The 21,822-nt window shown below is 61.5% G+C and carries 21 protein-coding genes and 1 tRNA gene; 9 read left to right on the forward strand and 13 right to left on the reverse strand.

Going from position 1 to position 21,822, the window contains the following annotated elements:
* Window positions 1–32 precede the first annotated feature (32 nt).
* On the reverse strand, window positions 33–911 hold the full coding sequence (locus IE166_RS06395) for a glycine betaine ABC transporter substrate-binding protein (protein WP_189502622.1): 879 nt from the start codon (window positions 909–911) through the stop codon (window positions 33–35).
* Window positions 912–1,244: 333 nt separating this feature from the next.
* On the opposite strand from IE166_RS06395, the gene IE166_RS06400 reads away from it, so the two are divergent.
* Window positions 1,245–1,916 carry an OmpW/AlkL family protein gene (locus tag IE166_RS06400; RefSeq protein WP_189502624.1) on the forward strand — a complete coding sequence of 224 codons (672 nt, stop codon included), beginning with the start codon at window positions 1,245–1,247 and terminating at the stop codon, window positions 1,914–1,916.
* 240 nt (window positions 1,917–2,156) lie between these two features.
* On the opposite strand, the gene IE166_RS06405 is transcribed toward IE166_RS06400, so the two are convergent.
* Window positions 2,157–2,232, reverse strand: a tRNA-Lys gene (locus tag IE166_RS06405).
* Between the two features lie 133 nt (window positions 2,233–2,365).
* Window positions 2,366–3,274 (reverse strand): PhzF family phenazine biosynthesis protein, encoded by a 909-nt coding sequence (locus tag IE166_RS06410; RefSeq protein ID WP_189502626.1) that lies wholly within the window; start codon window positions 3,272–3,274, stop codon window positions 2,366–2,368.
* Between the two features lie 111 nt (window positions 3,275–3,385).
* On the opposite strand from IE166_RS06410, the gene IE166_RS06415 reads away from it, so the two are divergent.
* From IE166_RS06415 to IE166_RS06425, 3 genes are read left to right on the forward strand one after another with little or no spacing between them, the layout of a single operon-like run.
* Window positions 3,386–4,777, forward strand: coding sequence for an efflux RND transporter periplasmic adaptor subunit (locus IE166_RS06415; RefSeq protein ID WP_189502628.1), 1,392 nt, complete (start codon window positions 3,386–3,388; stop codon window positions 4,775–4,777).
* Window positions 4,774–5,475, forward strand: a complete 702-nt coding sequence (locus IE166_RS06420; protein ID WP_189502630.1) for an ABC transporter ATP-binding protein — start codon at window positions 4,774–4,776, stop codon at window positions 5,473–5,475. The genes IE166_RS06415 and IE166_RS06420 overlap by 4 nt, the downstream gene beginning before the upstream one ends.
* Window positions 5,475–6,683, forward strand: a complete 1,209-nt coding sequence (locus tag IE166_RS06425; RefSeq protein ID WP_189502632.1) for an ABC transporter permease — start codon at window positions 5,475–5,477, stop codon at window positions 6,681–6,683. Before IE166_RS06420 ends, IE166_RS06425 begins: the two co-directional genes overlap by 1 nt.
* 2 nt (window positions 6,684–6,685) lie before the next feature.
* Here the strand turns inward: IE166_RS06425 and IE166_RS06430 are convergent, their stop codons facing one another.
* Entirely contained in the window at window positions 6,686–7,411 is a 726-nt protein-coding gene (locus tag IE166_RS06430; RefSeq protein WP_189502634.1) for a hypothetical protein, read from the reverse strand.
* A 142-nt stretch (window positions 7,412–7,553) separates the two neighbouring features.
* Between IE166_RS06430 and IE166_RS06435 the strand changes: the two genes are divergently transcribed.
* Together IE166_RS06435 and IE166_RS06440 are read left to right on the forward strand one after the other, a co-directional pair.
* Entirely contained in the window at window positions 7,554–8,039 is a 486-nt protein-coding gene (locus tag IE166_RS06435) for a BA14K family protein (RefSeq protein WP_244641342.1), read from the forward strand.
* Between the two features lie 136 nt (window positions 8,040–8,175).
* Window positions 8,176–8,466: a PilZ domain-containing protein gene (locus tag IE166_RS06440; RefSeq protein ID WP_189502636.1), complete on the forward strand. Its 291-nt coding sequence runs from the start codon at window positions 8,176–8,178 to the stop codon at window positions 8,464–8,466.
* Window positions 8,467–8,488: 22 nt separating this feature from the next.
* Here the strand turns inward: IE166_RS06440 and IE166_RS06445 are convergent, their stop codons facing one another.
* Complete coding sequence (locus tag IE166_RS06445) at window positions 8,489–8,866, reverse strand: nuclear transport factor 2 family protein (protein ID WP_210312939.1); 378 nt, start codon at window positions 8,864–8,866, stop codon at window positions 8,489–8,491.
* A gap of 97 nt (window positions 8,867–8,963) precedes the next feature.
* On the opposite strand from IE166_RS06445, the gene IE166_RS06450 reads away from it, so the two are divergent.
* Window positions 8,964–9,440: a MarR family winged helix-turn-helix transcriptional regulator gene (locus IE166_RS06450; RefSeq protein WP_189502639.1), complete on the forward strand. Its 477-nt coding sequence runs from the start codon at window positions 8,964–8,966 to the stop codon at window positions 9,438–9,440.
* Between the two features lie 142 nt (window positions 9,441–9,582).
* Here the strand turns inward: IE166_RS06450 and ilvC are convergent, their stop codons facing one another.
* From ilvC to IE166_RS06470, 4 genes are all read right to left on the reverse strand, one after another.
* Window positions 9,583–10,602, reverse strand: coding sequence for a ketol-acid reductoisomerase (gene ilvC / locus IE166_RS06455; RefSeq protein WP_189502640.1), 1,020 nt, complete (start codon window positions 10,600–10,602; stop codon window positions 9,583–9,585).
* 74 nt (window positions 10,603–10,676) lie between these two features.
* Complete coding sequence (locus IE166_RS06460) at window positions 10,677–11,432, reverse strand: TetR/AcrR family transcriptional regulator C-terminal domain-containing protein (protein ID WP_407701818.1); 756 nt, start codon at window positions 11,430–11,432, stop codon at window positions 10,677–10,679.
* 81 nt (window positions 11,433–11,513) lie between these two features.
* Window positions 11,514–12,788 (reverse strand): FAD-dependent oxidoreductase, encoded by a 1,275-nt coding sequence (locus IE166_RS06465; protein ID WP_189502642.1) that lies wholly within the window; start codon window positions 12,786–12,788, stop codon window positions 11,514–11,516.
* A 48-nt stretch (window positions 12,789–12,836) separates the two neighbouring features.
* Window positions 12,837–14,765 (reverse strand): potassium transporter Kup, encoded by a 1,929-nt coding sequence (locus tag IE166_RS06470; RefSeq protein ID WP_189502643.1) that lies wholly within the window; start codon window positions 14,763–14,765, stop codon window positions 12,837–12,839.
* A 230-nt stretch (window positions 14,766–14,995) separates the two neighbouring features.
* On the opposite strand from IE166_RS06470, the gene IE166_RS06475 reads away from it, so the two are divergent.
* Window positions 14,996–15,406: a SpoIIAA family protein gene (locus IE166_RS06475; RefSeq protein ID WP_189502644.1), complete on the forward strand. Its 411-nt coding sequence runs from the start codon at window positions 14,996–14,998 to the stop codon at window positions 15,404–15,406.
* Between the two features lie 21 nt (window positions 15,407–15,427).
* Here IE166_RS06475 and IE166_RS06480 read toward each other — a convergent pair whose 3' ends face one another.
* From IE166_RS06480 to IE166_RS06495, 4 genes are all read right to left on the reverse strand, one after another.
* Entirely contained in the window at window positions 15,428–16,555 is a 1,128-nt protein-coding gene (locus IE166_RS06480; protein ID WP_189502645.1) for an ATP-dependent DNA helicase, read from the reverse strand.
* Between the two features lie 75 nt (window positions 16,556–16,630).
* A complete protein-coding gene (locus IE166_RS06485) occupies window positions 16,631–17,227 on the reverse strand; it encodes a LysE family translocator (RefSeq protein WP_189502646.1) in 597 nt (198 codons plus the stop codon).
* 78 nt (window positions 17,228–17,305) lie between these two features.
* Entirely contained in the window at window positions 17,306–17,878 is a 573-nt protein-coding gene (gene ilvN, locus IE166_RS06490; RefSeq protein ID WP_189502647.1) for an acetolactate synthase small subunit, read from the reverse strand.
* Window positions 17,879–17,909: 31 nt separating this feature from the next.
* A complete protein-coding gene (locus IE166_RS06495; RefSeq protein ID WP_189502648.1) occupies window positions 17,910–19,691 on the reverse strand; it encodes an acetolactate synthase 3 large subunit in 1,782 nt (593 codons plus the stop codon).
* A gap of 303 nt (window positions 19,692–19,994) precedes the next feature.
* On the opposite strand from IE166_RS06495, the gene IE166_RS06500 reads away from it, so the two are divergent.
* Window positions 19,995–21,809 carry an ATP-binding protein gene (locus IE166_RS06500; RefSeq protein WP_189503268.1) on the forward strand — a complete coding sequence of 605 codons (1,815 nt, stop codon included), beginning with the start codon at window positions 19,995–19,997 and terminating at the stop codon, window positions 21,807–21,809.
* Window positions 21,810–21,822: the final 13 nt, after the last annotated feature.

The following is a 21,822-nucleotide window of genomic DNA, read 5'->3' on the forward strand; positions in this document are numbered from 1 at the left end:
ATGGCAGGTCCCGTCTAGCCATAGACCCTAACTCAGATCTTGTTTTCTTCCAGGAACTTTTCCGCGACATCGGCCGGTTCCTCGCGGTCGCGCTCAACCGCCGCGTTCATCGCGCGCATCTTCTCATTGGTGAGCAGCGGCGCAATCTTGTCCAGCACTTCCGCAATCTTCGGATTGGCCTTCAAGGCGTCCTGGCGAACAACCGGCACGAGGTAATAAGGCGGGAACAGGTTCTTGTCGTCTGGAAGCACCGTCAGCTTCTGGTCATCGATCTGCCAGTCCGTGCTGAAGCCGAAGGTCATGTCGATCTGCTTGCTCGTCAACGCGCTGTAGCGAATGCCGAGCTTGGCGAACTGCACGAATTCCTTGAACTGGATGCCATAAACATCCTTGAGCCCCGGCAAACCGTCCTTGCGCTCGGCAAACGTGCCTTCGGCGCCGAAAGTGATCTGGTTGGAGACTGGACCAACATCGCTCAAGGTCTTTACCTTGAACTCGGCTGCGCGGTCCGGAAGCATGACGATGGCATAGCCATTGTTGATCGCTGTCGGCTTGAGCAGCGTCAACTGAAGGTTCTTCTCATAGAAGTCCTTCACCGTGTTGTAGATCTGGTCAGCGTCGCTGGTGAGTTCGCCCTTCACCACTGCGGCCAGCGCCGTGCCGGTATATTCCGGGTAAAGATCGATTTCGCCAGAGGTCAGTGCCGTATGCGCGATCTGCGTTGCGCCGAGATTCAGGCGACGCTCGACTTCGATGCCGGCATCTTCCAGCGCCTTGGCATAGATTTCGGCGACAATGAATTGTTCGGTAAAATTCTTGCTGCCGATCTTGACCGGCTCGGCCTGTGCGGCGACGGCCGAGGAGACCAAGGCAAGGCCGAGGCTGAGAGCTTTGAGGGATTTCGAGAACATGGATGGCTCCGGTTGGATCAGCGGACAATCGCGCATCTAGGTCACAAGCGGCAGGTTGGAACCGCTCAACATACAGCGTTTAGGCAAAAATGTTTCTTCTGGATGAACGCCGGGGAGATTCGATCTCTCACATTCGGAATTTGTAGAAAGGGCACCCCCTTCCAACACGCATTTAGCCGCCTCTAGATACTGTAGCACGCATGTCACAGTTCCCACGAATGTTACCATTTGCTAATGAGATATGGCTGAACTTTGATCTAGCTCAATGCCTCCTCTGCTCACTCCTTCATGGTCCCGCTCGGCTTACAACCGATCGACTCTGAAGGAACTCGAATGATCAAGACATCCGCTGGGGCACTGACCGCCGCCCTCCTGCTCCTCGCCGCGCCTGCAATGGCTGCGGACGTCGTCGCCCTCGAGCAGCCAGGCGCGCTCGTCGAGGCTCCTGGTGCCTGGCAGGTCCGCCTGCGCGCACTGGGTGTGATCACCGAAGATGAAGGCGGCGTGGACGGCATCCCGGGTTCCGACCTGCATTACTCCGACACGGTCGTGCCCGAGCTCGACATCACCTACTACTTCACCAACAACATCGCCGCTGAGCTGATCCTCGGCACCACCAAGGCCAGCGTCTTCACCGGCGGTTCGATCGATACGCTCGGCAAGGTCGGCAGCACCTGGGTTCTTCCTCCCACGCTGACCCTGCAGTACCACTTCACCAACTTCGGCGCTTTCAAGCCTTATGTCGGTGCCGGCGTGAACTACACGGTCTTCTACAACCAGAAGGATTCCGGCCCGTTCACCGACATGGACATCGACAACACCTTCGGCGCAGCGCTGCAGGTCGGCTTCGACTACATGGTCGACGAACATTGGGGCTTCAACGTCGACGTGAAGAAGATCTTCCTCGAGCCCGATTGGACCGCCAACCTCGGCGACACCAAGCTTTCGGGCAAGGCCGACCTCAACCCGTGGCTGATCGGCGCGGGCGTCACTTACCGCTTCTAAGGATCTTGGCGCGGCGGGCGCATGAGCCCGCCTATCGCCGACCTTCCTGACGATCAATCATTGCGGCGGTGCTCAATCCTGAGCCACCGCCGCAAGTCGTTTTGGAAGGTGATAAAGGTTGGTCAGCAAAGAAGCGCGGCCAAACCGGCGTCTGGTGCAACCACGGCAAACGCAGCGCAACTCGTTGGCGATTGTCTTCGCCATCGAGTTTCAGAATGTGTGGTAAGTCTTTGAGGTCTTTGGTGGGTGCGACAGGGATCGAACCTGTGACCCGCTGATTAAGAGTCAGCTGCTCTACCAACTGAGCTACGCACCCGACCGGCGCGGCGCTGGGATCAACACCGCGAGTGGCGCGTCTATAGCTTCACTGATCCGGCCTGACAACCCACCTCAACCAAGAAAATGACACTTCATGCACAGGTGGCGAACAACGCCCTGCTGCCCCAACGTCATACCGCGAGTACGCCCTCCGCAACCTTCACTGCATGACCACCGATACGAGCCGCCGTGATGGCCCCGGCAGCAATATCCATCTCCAGCCGGATCGAGGACGGCCGGTTCATCTCGACGCCCTGCTCGATGCGAAGCGCGCTTGGACCATCGACGGGTTTGTCGAACAGATTGATCGCGCCGGCAAAGGCAGCCACGGCCGAGCCCGTTGCGGGATCCTCATAGACCCCTGCCGTCGGCTCCATCATGCGGGCATGGAAGTCATGGTCGTGGCGCACGGTTTCGCGGCAATACACATAAGGACAAACCACGGCGCCATTGGTCTTCCTCAAGCCCATGTCGTTCCAGATCACGGGGTTCAGCTGAATGCGCGCGGCAACATCGAGGCCTGCTACGGGAACGAACAGGAAGGGATTGCCCGCCGTCCAATAAGTCGGCTCGTGATTTTCGAACCCGATCTCATGTGGATCGATGCCGAGTGCAGCGGCGATGATCCCACGATCAGCCGACAGCGGCAGCTGGTCCGGCAGTTGCGGCAGATCGAACTCCGCAAACCAGTGCCCATCCTGGTTGGACACCGCGCAGCGTACCGGCCCAATCTTCTCTTCCAGAACCATCAGGGCCGGACTGGTCGCAAGTCCCCGCTGCTCAGCCAGCGCAACAGCTGTGCCGACGGTTGGATGGCCGGCAAACGGCATCTCATAGTCGGGCGTGAAGATGCGTACACCGGTTGTCGCGACTGGGTTGTTTGGCTTCGTGAGGAACACCGTTTCAGACAGGTTGAACTCGCGCGCGATCGCCTGCATCGCCTGGTCGTCCAGATCATCGGCGTCGAACACGATTGCCAATGGATTGCCGGCAAGAGCGGTCTGCGTGAACACGTCATAGATCAGATACGGGTGGGTCATTGTGCCTCTCCGGATGCCCTCAACATGGCCAAGATTTAATTTGCTTTGCCGACCTTGAACCATGATCTGTCGGTTGAAGAAACTCTGGAAGCTATCGGAAAGGCTGCGTCAATGGACCAACGGATCGAGCGGCCGACACAAACGCCGCCCAATCCAGAACTGGCGCTGGGTCTCGGTGCCAGCCGTCGCAAGACCAAGCGCGGGCGCTGGCTTGGCGGCCTTGCGCTGTTCGGCCTGCTGGGTGGCGGCTGGTACGGCTACACGGTCTATGGCGCTGAAACGCCGACCGTCGCCTACCGCACCGTGCCTGCCGAACAAGGCTCCTTGACGGTCAAAGTCTCCGCGACCGGAACGCTGCAGCCGCTCACGCAGGTCGACATTTCATCCGAACTGTCGGGCGTTATCCGCAATGTCACGGTTCGCGAAAACGAGGAGGTCCGCAAGGATCAGGTTCTGGCCGAGCTCGACACGACCCGCTTGTCCGCGCAGGTCGAACGCGCGCAGGCTTCGGTCAAGGCGGCGCAGGCGCAGGTCAGCGACGCGCAAACCACGCTACGCGAGTCTTCGGCAACGCTCACCCGCGCCGAGAGCCTCGCTCAACGCGGCCAGGTGACACCCTCGGCGCTCGAAACCGCTACGGCGACGCGTGACCGCGCACAAAGCTCGGTGCAGATCGCGGAAGCCAACCTTGCGGTCTCGCAGGCCGATCTCAAGCTGCAACAGGCCGATCTCGCAAAAACCAAGATCTATGCGCCGATCGACGGCATCGTGCTGACGCGCTCGGTCGATCCCGGCCAGACGGTCGCCGCTTCCATGCAGGCGCCGGTTCTGTTCGTGGTGGCCGAGGATCTCAAGCGCATGGAGCTGAAGGCCACGATCGATGAAGCCGACATCGGCTCAATCGCCAAGAACCAGAAGGCCAACTTCACCGTCGATGCCTTCCCCGATCGCAGCTTCACGGCGGCGATCCGCGACATCGCTTATGCCTCCGCAACGACCGAGGGCGTGGTCACCTATGAAGCGCGGCTCGATGTCGACAATGCCGACATGCAGCTTCGCCCGGGCATGACGGCAACGGCGTCCATCATCACGCGCGAAGCGACCGATGTCCTGACCGTGCCGAACGCCGCCTTCCGCTTTGCGCCGCCGGCCACCAACAGCCGCTCCGGCTTCAGCTTCCGCAACCTGTTCTCACCCGGCCCGCCTCCCGGCATGCGCGGCGGCCGTTCGCGACGCAGTGGCGGCAACAGCGAGGAAGGCCGCCCGCTTTATGTGCTGCGTGACGGTGCAGCCCAAGAAGTCCGCTTCGTAACCGGCGCCACAGATGGCGAGCGCACCGAGATCAAGTCCGGCCTGCAAGCCGGCGACCAGGTCATCCTTGGTCTGGCGCGCCAAGGCGGCGAAGGCGGATCGCGCGGCAGCAGTCAGAACGAATCGGCAGGCGGCGCGGATGGCGGTCCCGGCGGCGGAGGTCCCGGCCCGGGCGGACCCGGCGGACCATGACCGACGCGCTCGTCACCTTCACCGATGTCTGGAAGTCCTATGGCCAAGGCGAAGCGCAGGTTCACGCGCTTGCCGGCGTGGATCTTGCGATCCGCAAGGGCGAGTTCGTGGCGATCATGGGTCCGTCCGGTTCAGGCAAGTCCACATCGATGAACATCATCGGCTGCCTCGATACGCCGACCTCCGGCCGACACGGCTTTCTCAGCGTCGATGCAGGGCGGCTTGATCGCACGCAGCGCGCGGTGCTGCGCAATCTCTATATCGGCTTCGTTTTTCAGGGCTATAATCTCCTGCCCCGCACCACAGCCGCCGAGAACGTCGAACTGCCGCTGATCTATCGCGGCATGCCGGCCGGCGAGCGCCGGAATGCGGCCATGCAGGCTTTGGCGCAGGTCGGCTTGGGTGGTCGCGAACATCATACGCCGGCCGAACTATCCGGCGGCCAGCAGCAGCGCGTGGCAATCGCCCGTGCCATCGTCACGCGGCCTACGCTGCTCGTCGCGGACGAGCCGACCGGCAATCTCGATACGCAGCGCTCTCACGAAATCATGGAGCTTCTCACCGGCCTCAACCGCGACGAAGGGTTGACCATCGCGATGGTCACGCATGAAGGCGACATCGCCTCTTATGCCGACCGCACGATCTCCTTCCTCGACGGAAAGATCGCCTCGCAGGGTTATGAGATGGAGAGCGCCTGATGCTGTGGGAAACCATCCGCCTCGCCCTTCGCTCCGTGCGCCGCAATGCCATGCGCTCGGTGCTCACCCTGCTCGGCATCGTGATCGGCGTCGCCGCCGTCATCGCCATGGTAACGATCGGATCCGGCACGACGGCCAAGGTTCGCGAGGACATTTCCAAGCTCGGCAGCAACCTGCTTGTGGTGCGCGCAGCGAGACCCGATCGCTCCGGCAACTCGAACTTCACCGTGCGCCGCCTGGAGCAAAAGGACCTTGATGTCCTCAACAAGCATCTGGATGACGTACGCGCCGTGTCTGGCGAGTCGCAGAGCCAGGTGCGCATCGTTTATGGCGCGCAGAACACGGCCGCACAGGTCACCGGCACCGATACCGAATATTTCACCGCACGCGACTGGACCGTCTCGCTCGGCCGCGCCTTCACCGAACAGGAAGTGCGCGGCGGCACCGGCGTGTGCCTGATCGGGCAAACGATCCGCACCCAGTTCTTCGGCTCGGGCGATCCGCTCGACGAGATCATCCGCGTTGGCAAGACCAGCTGCCGCATCATCGGCACGCTTGGTTCCAAGGGCTATACCGGCTTCGGCCAGGATCAGGACAACCTCGTCCTGATGCCGCTTACCACCTTCCAGCGTCGTATCGCCGGCAATCGCTACATCGACACGATCTACGTGTCCGTCAACGATGGCGCCTCGACCACGCAGGCGGTCGCTGATGTCAGCGCCATAATGCGCGAAGCACGCGGCATACAGCCGACGCGCGACGACAATTTCGAAGTCCGCGACATGACCCAGATCGCCGACGCCATGACCAGCGCGACAACCGCCATGACCGGCATGCTGGGTGCCGTCGCCGGGGTCAGCTTGCTCGTCGGCGGTATCGGCATCATGAACATCATGCTGGTATCGGTGACCGAGCGCACCCGCGAGATCGGCATCCGGCTGGCGATCGGGGCGCATGAAAAGGACATCCTGATCCAGTTCCTGGTGGAAGCCACGGTTCTGTCGCTGCTCGGCGGTCTGCTCGGCATCGCGCTGGGGCTGGGCCTTGCCGGCGGCGCTGCCAGCTTCCTCGCCATCCCCTTCGCACCAAGCGCGACAATCATCCTGATCGCGGTGGTGTTCTCGGCCCTCATCGGGATGGTGTTCGGCTTCTTCCCCGCCCTACGCGGCGCGCGACTGAACCCGATCGACGCCCTGCGCCACGAATAGGCTCAAAGCCGCATGGGATTGGCGAAGTGCCAGTACCGAAACGCCTGCATGTGCGGCAGCAGGCCGTCTGGTGCCGCCTTGGCATCCCCGAGGATCACTGGCCCTTCAATTTCAGGCTCGGGATCAGCGGCGACATGCGCTTCGATAACCCGTGCCGCCTCATCCGCAGTCATAGCCAGTCGGTAGCGCCGAAAAATCACCGTTCCGGTGACCATCGCCAGCACTTGGTAGTCTAATTCATGTGTGAGGCGCGTGAGATCGAGGCCAGTCTCTTCCATCACCTCGCGCTCCATATTCGCGACATGGTCGATGCGGCCATCGCGCAAATCGTCTTGCTCGAACGACCCGGCTGCGAAGTAGACAGCACCGGCATTGGCCGTATGCGCGCCCATCCGAGCCGCAACCAATGCGCCATCGGTCGAAACGAGCGCGGGATGCGCAAAGCAGTGCACGACATCCGGATGCGGGCGGATCGAGCGCCAGTAAAGCAGCGTCGCGTAATCGGCCAGATGGCAGCGCCCTTCGAGGACCCGGCCCTCCAGCCGCAGTTCCGAAAACATCAGCAAGCGGCCATTGAACAAGGCCGGCTGCGCGGCCTTCTCGAGCAGCCAATGTGCGGCAATCGCTTCGCGATGCGCATCCTCGAAGGGCAGGTTCGAGGGATCGAGGCGCAAGATGACATCGTCAACGGCAAACATCTGGTTTTCGGGAAGATCAAAGCGGGTCATGGGGCAGAAGTGGCGCGCGGCCCTACGAATGCAAGCATGAACATTCCGGCACACATCACATTCAGCGCGGGTTCATCGCGCCTATGCGAGTTGTCACGGCAAGGACAGGTTTTAGTCCACATCCCCAAACTGGAGGAATGCCATGAAGAGCATGTTGTCGAAGCTGGCTGTGGCCGGTCTTCTCATGATCTCCGCCGTTGCCGGCACCGTGTCGACTGCATCCGCGCAGATCGCGCCCGCCGGTCTTCGCCCCATCGCCACTGTCGATCGTCCGGCTGAGCCCGTCCGCGCCGAGCAGGTCCAGCACCGTGACCATTATGACCGCCGATGGGATCGCGACCGCCGTTGGCACCGCCACCACGATCGCCGTGATTACCGCGACTACCGTCGTCATCGCGACTACTACGGTCACCGCCGCGGCCCGTCCGTTTACTTCGGCGTCGCACCGACCTACCGCTATGTCGAGCCTCGCTATGCAGCACCGCGCTATGTCGCTCCACGCGGCCGTGGCTACGCCTCGAACCACGTGAACTGGTGCTACAACCAGTATCGCTCCTATCGTGCGTCGGACAACACGTTCCAGCCGAACTACGGCCCGCGCCGGTCGTGCCACTCGCCCTTCCGGTGAGCCATCATCCTTGACGATAAAAGGCCGGGCCGGTGAAAACCGCCCGGCCTTTTTCTTGGCGCAAGACGCAATGGTCTTGCACAAGGAAGCAAGGGCCTATCTTCTAAGGCTAGCGAAACAACCTTCGGCTGAACTCATGTCCGACCCCAGCGAGCAGAAAGAACGGGCATTGCACCGGCAGCGCGTGCTGAAGGGCGGCGCGATCCTTCACGGCACGCAATCCGAAATCCGCTGCACCATCCGCAACATGCACAGCAACGGCGCCGAGTTGCGGGTTCCGGCAGACATCGCAGTTCCGAAAAGCTTTTTGCTTTACGTGTCGGTCGATAACATAGCCTATCAGTGCGAGTTGCGCTGGCGGACGGGTGACCGCGCCGGCGTCGAGATCACCGGCACCGCTCCAAAGCCGCACTGGCATTACGGCTGAACGGCGGACACGCCAAGCTGCCTTACACAGCATCCTGAACGTCGAAGCGCGTCACCTTGCCATCCCTGAAGTGGAAGACATGGCCGACGGTCTTGTCCTTCAACCCATGTGTTTGCCCTTCCAGCGGGTTGCCTTCGAGGTCGCGAATGGTCTGCCGAACCTCCGCAATCATCGCGCCATCTTCGGCCTGTCGGAAGCCGACCGGTTCGACATGGGGGCTAACGATGGACCACTGCCTCGTCCAGTAATCGCGCACGGCGTCATGGCCGCGAACATGCCCGCCCTCCATCGCGTTCGCCCATTTAACATCGTCATGCAGCGCCACCAGCACACCATCGATGTCCCGCGCGTTAAAGGCGCGGTAGATACCGCACAGAAGCTCGATCTCTTGATCCATCAATTTCGTCCTTGCCTCGGTTCGATACTACACCACCTGGTAGATCATTTATATATGCACGTATATAGTCTTGCCAGCAAGAGCGAAGGAGTTAAGGCCGATGGATCTGGATGTGCTTTCGACCCCCGGGCACCTCATCAGCCTTGCGGCGCGCGGCTTCACACGGCTGAGCGAAGCGCGGTTGAAGCCGCTCGGCTTCGGCGTCGGTCATCTGCCGGTGCTGGTTGCGCTGAGGGACGGGCAAGCCAGCACGCAGCGTGACCTCGCCCGCTTCGCCAAAATCGAGCAGCCGCCGATGGCGCAGATGCTGGCGCGGATGGAGAGGGATGGGCTGATCGAGCGCAGACCCGATCCCGCGGACGGGCGAAGCAGCCGCATCACGCTGACGGCTCAGGCGGAGAAACAGCTTCCCGACGCGATCACCGCCTTGCTGAAAGGCAACGGCGAGGTGCTGCAGGGCTTCAGCGACGATGAAGTGGCACAGCTCGTCGACATGCTGACCCGCTTGATCGCAAACCTCGACCGCGTCGCAGGCGCAGACACTTCAGCCAAGCCTAGCATCAACGACGTAGGCTAACGCCCAAACAACTAGCGCCCGGTCTATTGCAGAACCAGGCGCAAGCTTGTTCTTGCCGATCTTCCGCGCGCCCGCAGGGGCTTGCCCCCGAGGACGCGCAAACAAGGAATCGTGGATCGGCTGTCAGACGCAGCGATCCAAATTAGTTGACGGACTTATCCACCAACTTGTTTTTCCCGATCCACGGCATCATGCCGCGCAGCTTTTCGCCGACTTCTTCGATCTGATGCTTGTCGTTGGTGCGGCGGATGCCCTTGAAGCGCGCGCCGCCCGACTTGTATTCCTGCATCCATTCGGAGGTGAAGCGGCCGCTCTGGATGTCCTTGAGGACGCGCTTCATCTCGGCCTTGGTGTCTTCCGTGATGATGCGCGGACCCGAAACATACTCGCCCCACTCGGCGGTGTTCGAGATCGAGTAGTTCATGTTGGCGATACCGCCTTCGTAGATCAGGTCGACGATCAGCTTCACTTCATGCAGGCACTCGAAATAAGCCATTTCCGGTGCGTAACCGGCTTCAACCAGCGTTTCGAAACCGGCGCGGATGAGCTCGACCAGACCGCCGCACAGCACGACCTGCTCGCCGAACAGATCGGTCTCGCATTCCTCGCGGAAGTTTGTCTCGATGATGCCCGAACGGCCACCGCCGACGCCCGACGCATAAGCCAGCGCGACATCCAGTGCATTGCCCGACGCGTCCTGATCGACAGCCACCAGGCAAGGCACGCCGCCGCCCTTCTGGTATTCGCCGCGCACGGTGTGACCCGGGCCCTTCGGCGCGATCATGATGACGTCGATGGTCTTCTTCGGCTCGATCAGGCCGAAATGCACATTGAGACCATGCGCGAAGGCAATAGCGGCACCATCGCGAATGTTCGGCGCGATATCGTTCTTGTAGATGTCGGCCTGCAACTCGTCAGGCGTCGCCATCATCATCACGTCGGCCCACTTGGCGACTTCAGCGACGGTCATGACCTTCAGCCCGTCGGCTTCGACCTTCTTTGCGGTCGCGGAACCTTCCTTGAGGCCGATTGCGATGTCCGTGATGCCGGAATCCTTGAGGTTCAGCGCATGAGCACGGCCCTGGCTGCCATAGCCGATCACGGCAACCTTCTTGCCCTTGAGGAGATTGAGATCGGCATCACGATCGTAATAAACGCGCATGGTGTTTCCTTCCCTATTTGCGTGTGTGCGGTTGATGAAGTGCGTCCTTCGAGGCTTGGCCTTGGCCAAGCACCTCAGGATGAGGACGGTCGGCGCTCCCTGACTGAGGTCGCGCTTTCGAGATCGGTCGAGTTCTGCTCTTGAGCACCGGAGCCACCACGCTCCTCATCCTGAGGTGCGGAGCGCAGCGGAGCCTCGAAGGACCCGCGGCCGTAGAGCGCGAAGAATTGGTTTGTGGCGCGCCGGGCATCGGCTTCGATCTCGGCAGCATCCAGCGCCATGTCGTCGCCAAGCAGCAGCCGGATCTGCACGTCGCGACCGACTAGACCGAAGAAGGTGCGGAACGCTTCCTCGGCATCGTCAAAGGCGAGAAGCCCGGCAGTACGACCGGCTTCCAGCACAGGCTTCAGCCGCTCACCGATCGCGAAGCGTCCGTTGGCCAGAACGATAGCGCCGAGCGCATCCCGACCGGACCCTGCTCCGCCCACCGCCACCCGGTTCAGCGCTACCGATGTGCGGCTCGAAATTACCGTCAGCCAATTCACCGCAAAGCCTTGCAGGCTTTCACGCAGCGTGCTGCTGTCGAGATGCTGCGCATCGTAATTGCCTGCGCGAACCTTCGAGGCCTGCCACCGCACGGTTGCGGTCAGCAGCCCATCGCGGTCGCCATACCACTTGTAGAGCGTTTCCTTGGAACAACTTGCCCGCCGCGCGACCGCAGTCATTGTCAGAGCATGGCCCTGCTCCACCAGCAGCGACAACACGGCGTCGAGCACGGCTTGCTGGCGCTCGGACGGGGCTTCTTCGCTGGAGATGACGGTGGACTGCAACACGCTCTTTCGACTGTACCGTACGTTACGGTTCGGTTGAGTAGCGCATCCAGACTAAGCTCACAAGAGGCGAGTTGCGGTTCATGCTTTTTCTTGCGTGGGCGCTTCCGCTGAACCCATCGTGCCAGCTGCGGCTGTCCAATCCGGTTCGGCCAAACCGATGCGCCCAAGCGGATCAAGCAGCGTTCCAGCCACCATCGCCCCAAGTATCTGCGGCACTGGCGGCACGCGCGCGGCCACCGCCACCAACGTGTCGCGCATCCACGGCAATACGCGCCCGTCGGACTGGTAGAACGGCGTCAGCATCAAGGACAAAGCCTGAAACAGCTTGATGTGGTTGCGCCGCAGCGCCCCATAAACATCCAGCGCCTGGTCGAGATGATCGCTGCGCCGCAGAGCCTCGTCCAGCGCTGCCGCATCGAGCAGTGCCATATTCGCCCCCTGCCCCAACTGTGGGCTGGTGGCATGCGCCGCATCGCCCAGGAACACGATCCGCTCACCGCGCTGCGGCAGCAAGGTGTGATGCCCGTAGCGCGCCAGGGTCAAACTATCGAAGTCGGTGATCTGGTCGAGATAGGGCGCACAAGCCGGCCAGACCGCAAATACCCGCGACTTCCAGACGTCCAACCCGCCAGCCTTTACCGCGTCGATCTCAGCCGGCTTAAGGCTCCAGAAGAACGCCGCCTTCTCACCACCGGCCGGATCGACCCGCCCCACCGGCAAAACGCCCACCATAGTATGCGCACGCTCGTAGCGCTGTTGCAGCGCGTTGGGATCGAAGCCCTCGCCGACCCAATCCAGCGTCGCCCAGATCGCGCCATAGGTCAGCGGTCGTGGTTCAACCGGTCGCACCGCATGGCGGCGCAATGTCGATCGTGCACCGCTTGCGTCTACAATCAAATCGAACGGTCCATGCCGCAAGCCGCTGGCATCAAAGCCAATCCCGTCGCCCATCGCATGCAAGGACTGCGCGTCCGTGCCGGTCATGATGGGGATGCGTGCGGCCACTACCGCATCGTGCAGCACGTCGAACAAGGCCGCTCGATGGGTGCCCAAACCGAAACGCCCGCCGGCCAGCGCATCATAGCGCACATCCAGCACGGTGCGGCCGCTACGCGCATCCGCGCCTGTCAGCCTGTCGATCCGTGCTCCACGTGCCAGCATGGCCGGCAACAGACCGAGATAGGCGAGCACGCTCAGCCCCGTCGGCTGCAGGATCAGCCCGGAGCCGACAGGCGCCGCCTGTTCAAAGCGCTCGAACACCCTGACATCATGGCCGCGTCGCTTGAGCAGCAAGGCAGTCGCCAGACCACCCGGCCCGGCCCCCACAATGGCGATGCTCAAACTCTGCTTCATGAATACTCCCTCGCGCATTCTGCGAAGGAGTGCTTAGCCTGTGGCAGCCTAAACCGCCACCTGTGTGCCGATTTCCACCACCCGGCCTGTGGGGATCTGGAAGTATTCGGTCGCATCGGCTGCCGAGCGCGCCATCGAAATGAACAGCCGGTCCTGCCAATGCGGCAGCACAGAATTGGCCGAAACCTTCAGCGAGCGCCGCGATAGGAAGAACGAGGTCGTCATGATATCGAACTTCCAACCGAGCTTGCGGCAGATCGCCAACGCGCGCGGGATATTGGGCCTCTCCATATAGCCGAAGGTCAGCGACACCCGCATGAACAGCGGGTTCAGCGATTCGATCTGCGCCCGTTCGCTTTCCGGCACGCGCGGTGTCGTGGCCGTTTTAACGGACAGGATCACGTTCTTCTCGTGCAGCACTTTGTAGTGTTTCAGGCTGTGCAGCAGCGCGGTTGGCGTTCGCTGCGGATCGGCCGTCAGAAACACTGCGGTACCCGGCACCAGCGTCGGCGGCTTCTTGGCCAACTGCTCGATAAAGAAGTCGAGCGGCACCTCGTTCTTGCGTGTCTTGTCGAACAAGGCGCGGCTGCCGAACACCCAGGTCGCCATTAGGGTCACGATCGACACAGCTACCAGGATCGATGCCCAGCCGCCATCGAACACTTTGACGATGTTCGATACGAAGAATCCGATGTCGATGATGAGGAACACGGCCGTTGCACCCACCGCGGCGGCCAGCGGCCACTTCCAGATCCGCAGCATCACCACGAACAGCAGTAGCGTGGTGATCAGCATGTTGCCGGTGACCGAGATGCCGTAAGCGGAAGCCAGTTCGCTCGATTCCTGAAAGCCCACAACCAGCATGAACACGACGATGCCGAGCAGCGTGTTGACCCGCGGCATGTAGATCTGGCCGGATTGCTCCGCCGACGTATGCTGCACTTCCAAACGCGGCAGCATGTTGAGCTGCACCGCCTGACGCGTCAGCGAGAACGCGCCGGAAATTACCGCCTGGCTGGCGATCACGGTTGCAGCCGTCGCCAGCAGCACCATGGGCACAAGCGCCCAGCCTTCGTTCATCTCAAAGAACGGATGGCCGATCGCGCCGCCGTGGGAAAGCACAAAGGCGCCCTGCCCGAAGTAGTTCAGCAGCAGGCAGGGAAACACCATCACCAGCCAGGCCATCACGATCGGCTTTCGCCCAAAATGGCCAAGATCGGCATAAAGCGCTTCCGCGCCGGTCACCGCAAGAAACACCGCACCGATCGTCACGAACGCCACGGCCGGTGAGTCGATCAGGAAGATGACGATGTAATAGGGATTGATCGCATAAAGGATTTCCACGTCGTCTGCGATATGGACGAGGCCTGACACGCCGATCGCCAGGAACCACACAGCCGTCACCGGCCCGAAGATGGTTGCGACCTTGGCCGTGCCGAAGCGTTGCACGTAAAAGACGATTGCCAGGATCACTAGCGTGATTGGCACGACATAAGGCTGGAAGTTGGCCGTGACGGTATTCATACCCTCCACGGCCGACAGAACCGAAATCGCCGGCGTAATCACCGCGTCGCCATAAAACAGCGAGGCGCCGATCATGCCGATGAACAACAAGAGGGCTGGCCGGTTGGAGAAGGTCGAGCGCACCAGCGCCATCAGCGACAGTGTACCGCCCTCGCCGCGGTTGTCGGCGCGCAGCACGAACAGGATATATTTGATGGTGACGATGATCGTCAGCGCCCAGACAATCAGGGACAGCACGCCCAGAATGTCCTCGCGCGTGGCGATCTCCGCCCCGGCAGAAGCGCGCAGCGCCTCGCGAAAAGCGTAGATCGGGCTCGTGCCGATATCACCGTAAACGACACCCAGCGCACCGAGCATCAGGATAGGCAGTCTCTGCTCTCCATGTCCCTCCACCTTGTGCGGCACGCCCGCGACGGGGTTGGAAGTAGAGCCTGCAGTCTCGTCAATGCTCATGATGCCCTCCTTTCGGGCGGGCGGGCTCTTACGCCTGCTTTCACGCAAGATCAATCGAGATGATTGGATGTGCCCACAAACAGAAACAGGCTCAACAAAGCATTGCCGATAATTCAGCGCTGGCTCATCAACGAAGATGACCTATTTAGGTTCAAGCTCTAGGCGGTGATTAGGGGAACGCGCTGCAGTTTTCCGCATTCCGTCCCAGATTGGGAAACACAGGAGACACAATGCCTTCTTCTTTAAATGCAGTGCCGGCAGTCAGGCGGATCGAGACGGATCGCACCGATCTTTTTGCCTGCGAAATTACCGGCCACGTTTCGGCAGCCGATCTCGAGAACCTGTATGGCCTGCTGGAAGGCGCCTATGCCTTGCATCCGCGCATCGACGTGCTCGTGCATTTCACCAACTATGAAGGCGTCGACTGGTCGGAATTATCAGACGACACGAAGAAGGAAGGCCAGGAGCACGCCAACGCCCATATCCGCAAATGCGCCTCGATCGGCGGTCCGGACTGGGTCTCTCACTTCAGCGGCTTCTTTGCGCCCTCGATCGACGTCGAATTGAAGCGCTTCGAAGAAGACGAGGCCGAACAAGCCTGGGCCTGGGTCGGCGCCACCCCCAAGCCTCTCGACATCTGAGCCAAGGCCACGGCGTGGTGATCAGCGCACCACCGTCAGCCGCTCGGCCGCACGCGTCACCGCCGTATAAAGCCAGCGCTGGCGCGTATCTTTGAACGCCCAGCTTTCATCGAACAGAACGACGTTGTTCCACTGCGAACCCTGCGACTTGTGCACGGTCAGTGCGTAGCCGTAGTCGAAATCGTCGAACCGCTTCTTCAGCTGCCAGGAAATTTCCTCGTCCGGCGTTTCGAAGGCGGCCTTCAGCAGCTTGATCTTGGCCACGCCCCGATCGGGATCGTCTTCTTCCGGGGTCACCAGCAAATTGATGCCGGGCTTCACCGTTTCCTTCGAAGACGTCATCACCTTCCACAGCGAACCGTTCAACAGCCCCTTGGAAGGGTCATTGCGCAAGCAAACGAGCTTGTCGCCGGCCTGCGGAAACTCGGCCGTAAATCCCTTAAGCTCGCGCAACCGCGCATTGTAGCGACGCCGCGTGCGGTTCGTGCCCACCAGCACCTGATCGGCGCCAAGCACGAGATCCTGCGTGACCTCATCCTTGCTGATCACCTGCGCGGCGCCGAAGTCGCCATACATGAACTCCTTGCCCTCGCGGACATCGAGAGCAAGCTGGATGATCGGATTGTCACGCGCCTGCCGGTGGATTTCCGTCAGCAGATGGTCGGGTTCATGCTCGGTAAAGAAGCCGCCTCCCGAAATCGGCGGTAACTGACCCGGATCACCCAGCACCAGGATCGGCGTGCCGAAGCTCAGGAGATCGCGCCCCAGCGCCTCATCCACCATCGAACATTCGTCGACAATGATCAGCTTCGCCTTCGCAACCGGTGATTGCCGGTTCAGCGCAAAGGTCGGCGACATCGATGTCTTGCCGGTATCCTCGTTCTCCACCGCCTCCTCGCCGCGAGGGCGGTAAATCAGCGAATGGATCGTGCGCGCATTGCTGGCACCTTTGGAGCGCAACACCTGCGCGGCCTTCCCTGTAAAGGCTGCAAACTGCACGCTGCCATCGACATTCTCGGCAAAGTGCCGCGCCAGCGTCGTCTTGCCGGTCCCGGCATAGCCGAACAACCGAAAGATCTGCGGCTTGCCCGACTTCATCCAGCGCGCAACCGCCTGCAGCGCCTCGTCCTGTTGCGGAGAAAATTTCATAGGATGGTCAGATCGGATTCGTGCCGTCGGAGCAAGTTCCTCTAGCAGCCGAACAGCGTGAACACAACAAGAACGCTAACGCAACATCGGCCACAACGTCGCCGCGAGCATCAGTCCCATCACGATGTTGAACCACTTCAGCCGCTGCGGATCAGACAGAAAGCCCCGAAGCGCCACGCCGAAACCTGCCCAGCATGACACCGACGGCAGGTTCACCAAGCCGAATATCATCGAAATCAGCACAACCGACACGAACGGCGCGGCCGGGCTCGTATAGATCGCCATCGCGGTCACGGCCATGACCCAAGCCTTCGGGTTCACCCACTGAAAGGCCGCGGCCTGGAGGAAGGACATGGGCTTGGCGCGATCATCCTTGGCGCTTCCAAGTGTGCGCGACATCGCGATCTTCCAGGCGAGGTAAAGCAGATATGCGCCGCCGGCGATCTTCAGCGCCAAGTGCAGTGCTGGAAAGGCGCTGAGCACGGCGCCAAGGCCGAAGCCGACACCCAGCAGCAGCGACACGAAGCCGATACCGATGCCCAGCATATGCGGGATGGTTCGCATGAAGCCGAAGTTTACGCCCGAGGCCAGCAACATGAAGTTGTTGGGACCCGGCGTGATCGAACTCACGAAAGCATAGATGAAGAGCGCAACAAGCGTGTCGTGCGACATGGGCGGCCTCGATTTAAGGCAAGCGAAGACGGCCGGCGCTCGGCCGGCACATCCTTGAAGAAAACGGAGTGGATGGACTTACATCCCCTGCGGGCCGCGGTTCATCGCCGCCACACCGGTGCGGCAGACTTCCACCAACCCCAGTGGCTGCATGATCGCGATGAACTGCTCGATCTTCGAGACACGGCCGGTAATCTCGAAAATGAAATGCTCGGTGTTCGCGTCGATCACGCTGGCGCGAAATGCCTCTGCCAAGCGCAGCGCTTCCATGCGCTCTTCACCCGTGCCGCAAACCTTGACCAGCGCCAGTTCGCGCTCGAGCGGCTTTTCCTGGCCAAGTTCGGCAGCGCGGTTCGACAGGTCCACCACCCGATGCACAGGCACGATGCGCTCGAGCTGGTGGCGGATCTGATCGATGACGTGCGGCGTGCCGCGCGTCACGATCGTGATGCGCGACAGGTGGCTCTGATGCTCGGTTTCCGAAACGGTCAGGCTCTCGATGTTGTAGCCGCGTCCGGAAAACAGGCCGATCACGCGCGCAAGCACGCCGGGTTCGTTGTCGACCAGCACGGAAAGCGTGTGGCTCACCGGCTTTTCGAGCGACTTCTGGATGAAATAAGCCGATCCGGTCGGCTGAAGCTGGGCATTCATGGTAACAGTCTCTTCCTAGATCTAGGCCGGCTCAAACCAGCATTTTGCCCTTGGCGTCGATCGCGTTCGCTACCGCTTCATCCGTCGCCTCGTCCGGCAGCAGCATCTCGTTATGCGCCTTGCCTGACGGGATCATCGGGAAGCAGTTGGTGAGGTTGGCGACGCGGCAATCGAACAGAACCGGCTTCTTCACCGACACCATTTCGTTGATCGCATCGTCGAGCTCGTCCGGCTTGTCGCAGCGAATGCCGTGACCGCCATAAGCTTCCGCCAGCTTCACGAAGTCCGGCATGGCTTCGGTATAGGAATGCGACAAGCGATTGCCGTGGAGCAGCTGCTGCCACTGACGCACCATGCCCATATACTGGTTGTTCAGGATGAAGATCTTGATCGGCGCTTCATACTGAACGGCCGTCGACATTTCCTGCATCGTCATCTGCACGGAGGCGTCGCCCGCAATGTCGATCACCAGCGCGTCAGGATGCGCGATCTGCACGCCGAGAGCCGCCGGCAGACCATAACCCATCGTGCCCAGACCACCGGAGGTCATCCAGCGGTTCGGCTCATCGAAGCCGTAATGCTGTGCTGCCCACATCTGGTGCTGGCCGACTTCCGTGGTGATGTAGGTGTTTGGGCCCTTGGTCAGGTCATACAAACGTCGAACAGCATGCTGCGGCATAATCACGTCGCGGTTCTCGCGATACGCAAAACTGTCGCGCGCGCGCCAGCGCTGGATCTGCTCCCACCATGGCGCGAGCGCCTTGCGGTCGGTCTGGCCTGACGCACGCCACAAGCGCACCATGTCTTCCAACACACGGCCGACGTCGCCAATAATCGGCACCTCGACATGCACATTCTTGTTGATGGACGACGGATCGATGTCGATGTGGATTTTGCGCGAATTCGGCGCAAACGCATCGAGACGACCGGTGATGCGGTCGTCAAAGCGTGCGCCAATGCACAGCATGACATCGCAATCATGCATCACCATATTGGCTTCATAGGACCCGTGCATGCCGAGCATGCCGAGCCAGTTGTCGCCTGAAGCGGGATAGGCGCCTAGGCCCATCAGCGTCGAGGTGATGGGGAAGCCGGTCAGCTCCACGAGCTGGCGCAGCAGCTGGCTCGCTTCCGGGCCGGAATTGATGACGCCGCCCCCGGAATAGATCACCGGCTTTTTGGCCGTCGCCATGAGCGCAACAGCCTGCTTCACCGCTTCCAGATCTCCCTGAACCTTCGGGCGATAAGACGTGCGCGTCACGGTCTGCGGCGGCGTATAGGTGCCGGTGGCAAACTGCACGTCCTTCGGCACGTCAACGAGAACCGGACCCGGACGTCCTGTTGTCGCAACCTGGAAGGCTTCGTGCAGGATCGCGGCCAGATCGTTCACATCGCGCACCAGCCAGTTGTGCTTGGTGCAGGGGCGCGTGATGCCGACCGTATCGGCTTCCTGGAACGCGTCTGAACCGATAAGCCCGGTGGGAACCTGGCCGGAAATGCACACCAGCGGGATCGAATCGAGAAGCGCATCCTGCAGGGGCGTCACGGCATTGGTTGCGCCAGGGCCTGAGGTTACCAGCATCACGCCGGCCCTGCCGGTGGAGCGCGCATAGCCTTCCGCCGCATGCCCCGCGCCCTGCTCATGGCGCACCAGGATGTGCTGAATCTCGTCCTGCTGGAACAGCTCGTCGTAAATCGGCAGGACGGCGCCACCCGGATAGCCGAAGAGGTGCTTGACGCCGTTATCCTTCAGCGCCTGAACCACCATCTCCGCGCCGGTCATTTCGCGCTTGCCGCTATTGTCGCTGGTCATTGTCGTCCCGCTTTTTACCGAGTGTCGTGTGAAATTGAGGCAATAAAAAAGGCCCCCTAGGGAGCCTTCGTGATGCGCATGGGGTGCTTTCGCCTGGCGGTTACACCGCCTTGCCCACGCGCCGTCCTACTACGAGAATGAGTGCTGTCTTCATGGTGGTGGACCGTAGAGTCATCTTTCCGAAGCGTCAATCCCCGTTTCAGGCGGAAATCGCGCTATTAATCGGCATACGAGAAATCCGCCGAACTCCGCTTTAACCCTGCTCCCTTAAGTCCATTCAACCGAACGGACGCGAAGCTCATGATGTATGCCGACAAATCCCTGGCGCGAGGCGAAGAGATCTCGCAGGAGCGACGCGCCGAGCAGCAGCCCGACACGCGGATTATTGGCCGCATCATTGCCTGTGACGGCGCCCATGCGACCATCGCAGCCGGCGCCGATGATGCCGATGGCTCCATGCAGTGGACGGTGGGGCGGATGATCTCCGTCAATCTTGGCAAGACCCGTACCGTCGGCTTCGTTTATGGCATCGCGACGTCCACGCCGCATTGGGACTCGGGCGTCGAAAACCCAATCGAGGTGAAGATCGAACTGGTGGGCGAGGTGCGAGATACCGCCGCCGGTCCGGTCTTCGATCGCGGCATCACGGCCTATCCACATCTCGGCGCCATAGCTCATCGCATTCGCGGCCGCGATCTTCAGGCCGTATATGATCTTGGCGGCCGCCGCGCCATAACGGTCGGCACGCTGAGCCAGGATGCATCCATCAGCGCGAGCGTCGCGATTGATGCGGCGCTGAGCCGACACTTCGCCGTGGTCGGCACGACCGGCGTCGGTAAGTCGACGGCCGTATCGCTGCTCGTGCGTAAGGCCGTTGCTGCCCGGCCGGACCTGCGCGTGCTGATGTTTGATCCGCACAACGAGTTCACCACTGCCTTTCCCGACAAGGCGCACCGCATCGATCTCGCCAGCCTCGACCTGCCTTTCTGGATGTTCCAACTGGAAGAGTTTGTGGAAGTCCTGTTTCGCGGCCGCGTTCCGGACACGGACGAAGTCGACCTCCTGCGCGAATTGATCCCGCAAGCCAAGCAAGCCTATCGCGCAAACGCCCAGGTCGGCCTTATGCGCCGGTCAAGCGACAGCGGCAGCATCACCGCCGACACGCCGATCCCTTATCGTCTCGCCGACATCACGCGCCAGCTCGACGAGCGGCTGGGCATGCTGGACAGCAAGGAAATGCGCCCGGTTCTGCGCTCGCTGCGCTCCCGCATCGATGCGGCGGTGGCCGATCCCCGCTACCGCTTCATGTTCGCCTCGCGCCTGATCGAAGACACGCTGCATCGCTCGATCGGCAGCATGTTCCGCGTGCCGCACGAAGGCAAACCTATCACCTGTTTCTCCATGGCCGGTATGCCGTCGGAAGTGGTCAACGCGGTCTGCTCGGTTCTCGCCCGCCTCGCCTTTGATCTGGCTGAAGGCAGCGACGGCAAGCTGAAGATCCTCGTTTTGTGCGAGGAAGCGCATCGCTACATGCCGTCAGACCCCGCACTCGGCTTCGCGCCCGTGCGGCACGCGCTGTCGCGCATCGCCAAGGAAGGCCGCAAATACGGCTGTTACCTTGGCGTCGTCACGCAGCGCCCGGGCGAGCTCGACCCGACGATCCTGTCGCAATGCTCCACAGTGTTTGCCATGCGGCTTGCCAACGAGCACGACAAGGCGATCATCCGCTCAGCCATCTCGGACTCATCCGCATCCACCCTGTCCTTCCTGTCTTCGATGGGCCAGCGCGAAGCGATCGCCTTCGGCGAAGGCGTGGCAACCACGATGCGTCTGACCTTCGAACAGCAGCCGGCAACGCTTCTGCCGGGACGGCAGGACGATGAAGACACGGGCACTGGTGAAAGCGACGAGATCGATCTCGCCCGCATCATCGATCGTTTGCGCGCAACACCACGCGCGGAGCAGACCGATCCAGCCGACAACACTTCGCAGCCGCAGCCGGCAAACCAATCACCCTTCCCATCAGCCGCAGAGCGGATGGCGGCTCCTGTGCTGCGCGAACCCGAACCCTCGCGCTATCTCCGACGCTCTACGGATGGACCCTTCGGCAAGCTGTAAGCGCGCAACCTGC

The organism is Tianweitania populi (assembly GCF_014652875.1).
Classification (GTDB): Bacteria; Pseudomonadota; Alphaproteobacteria; order Rhizobiales; family Rhizobiaceae; genus Tianweitania; species Tianweitania populi.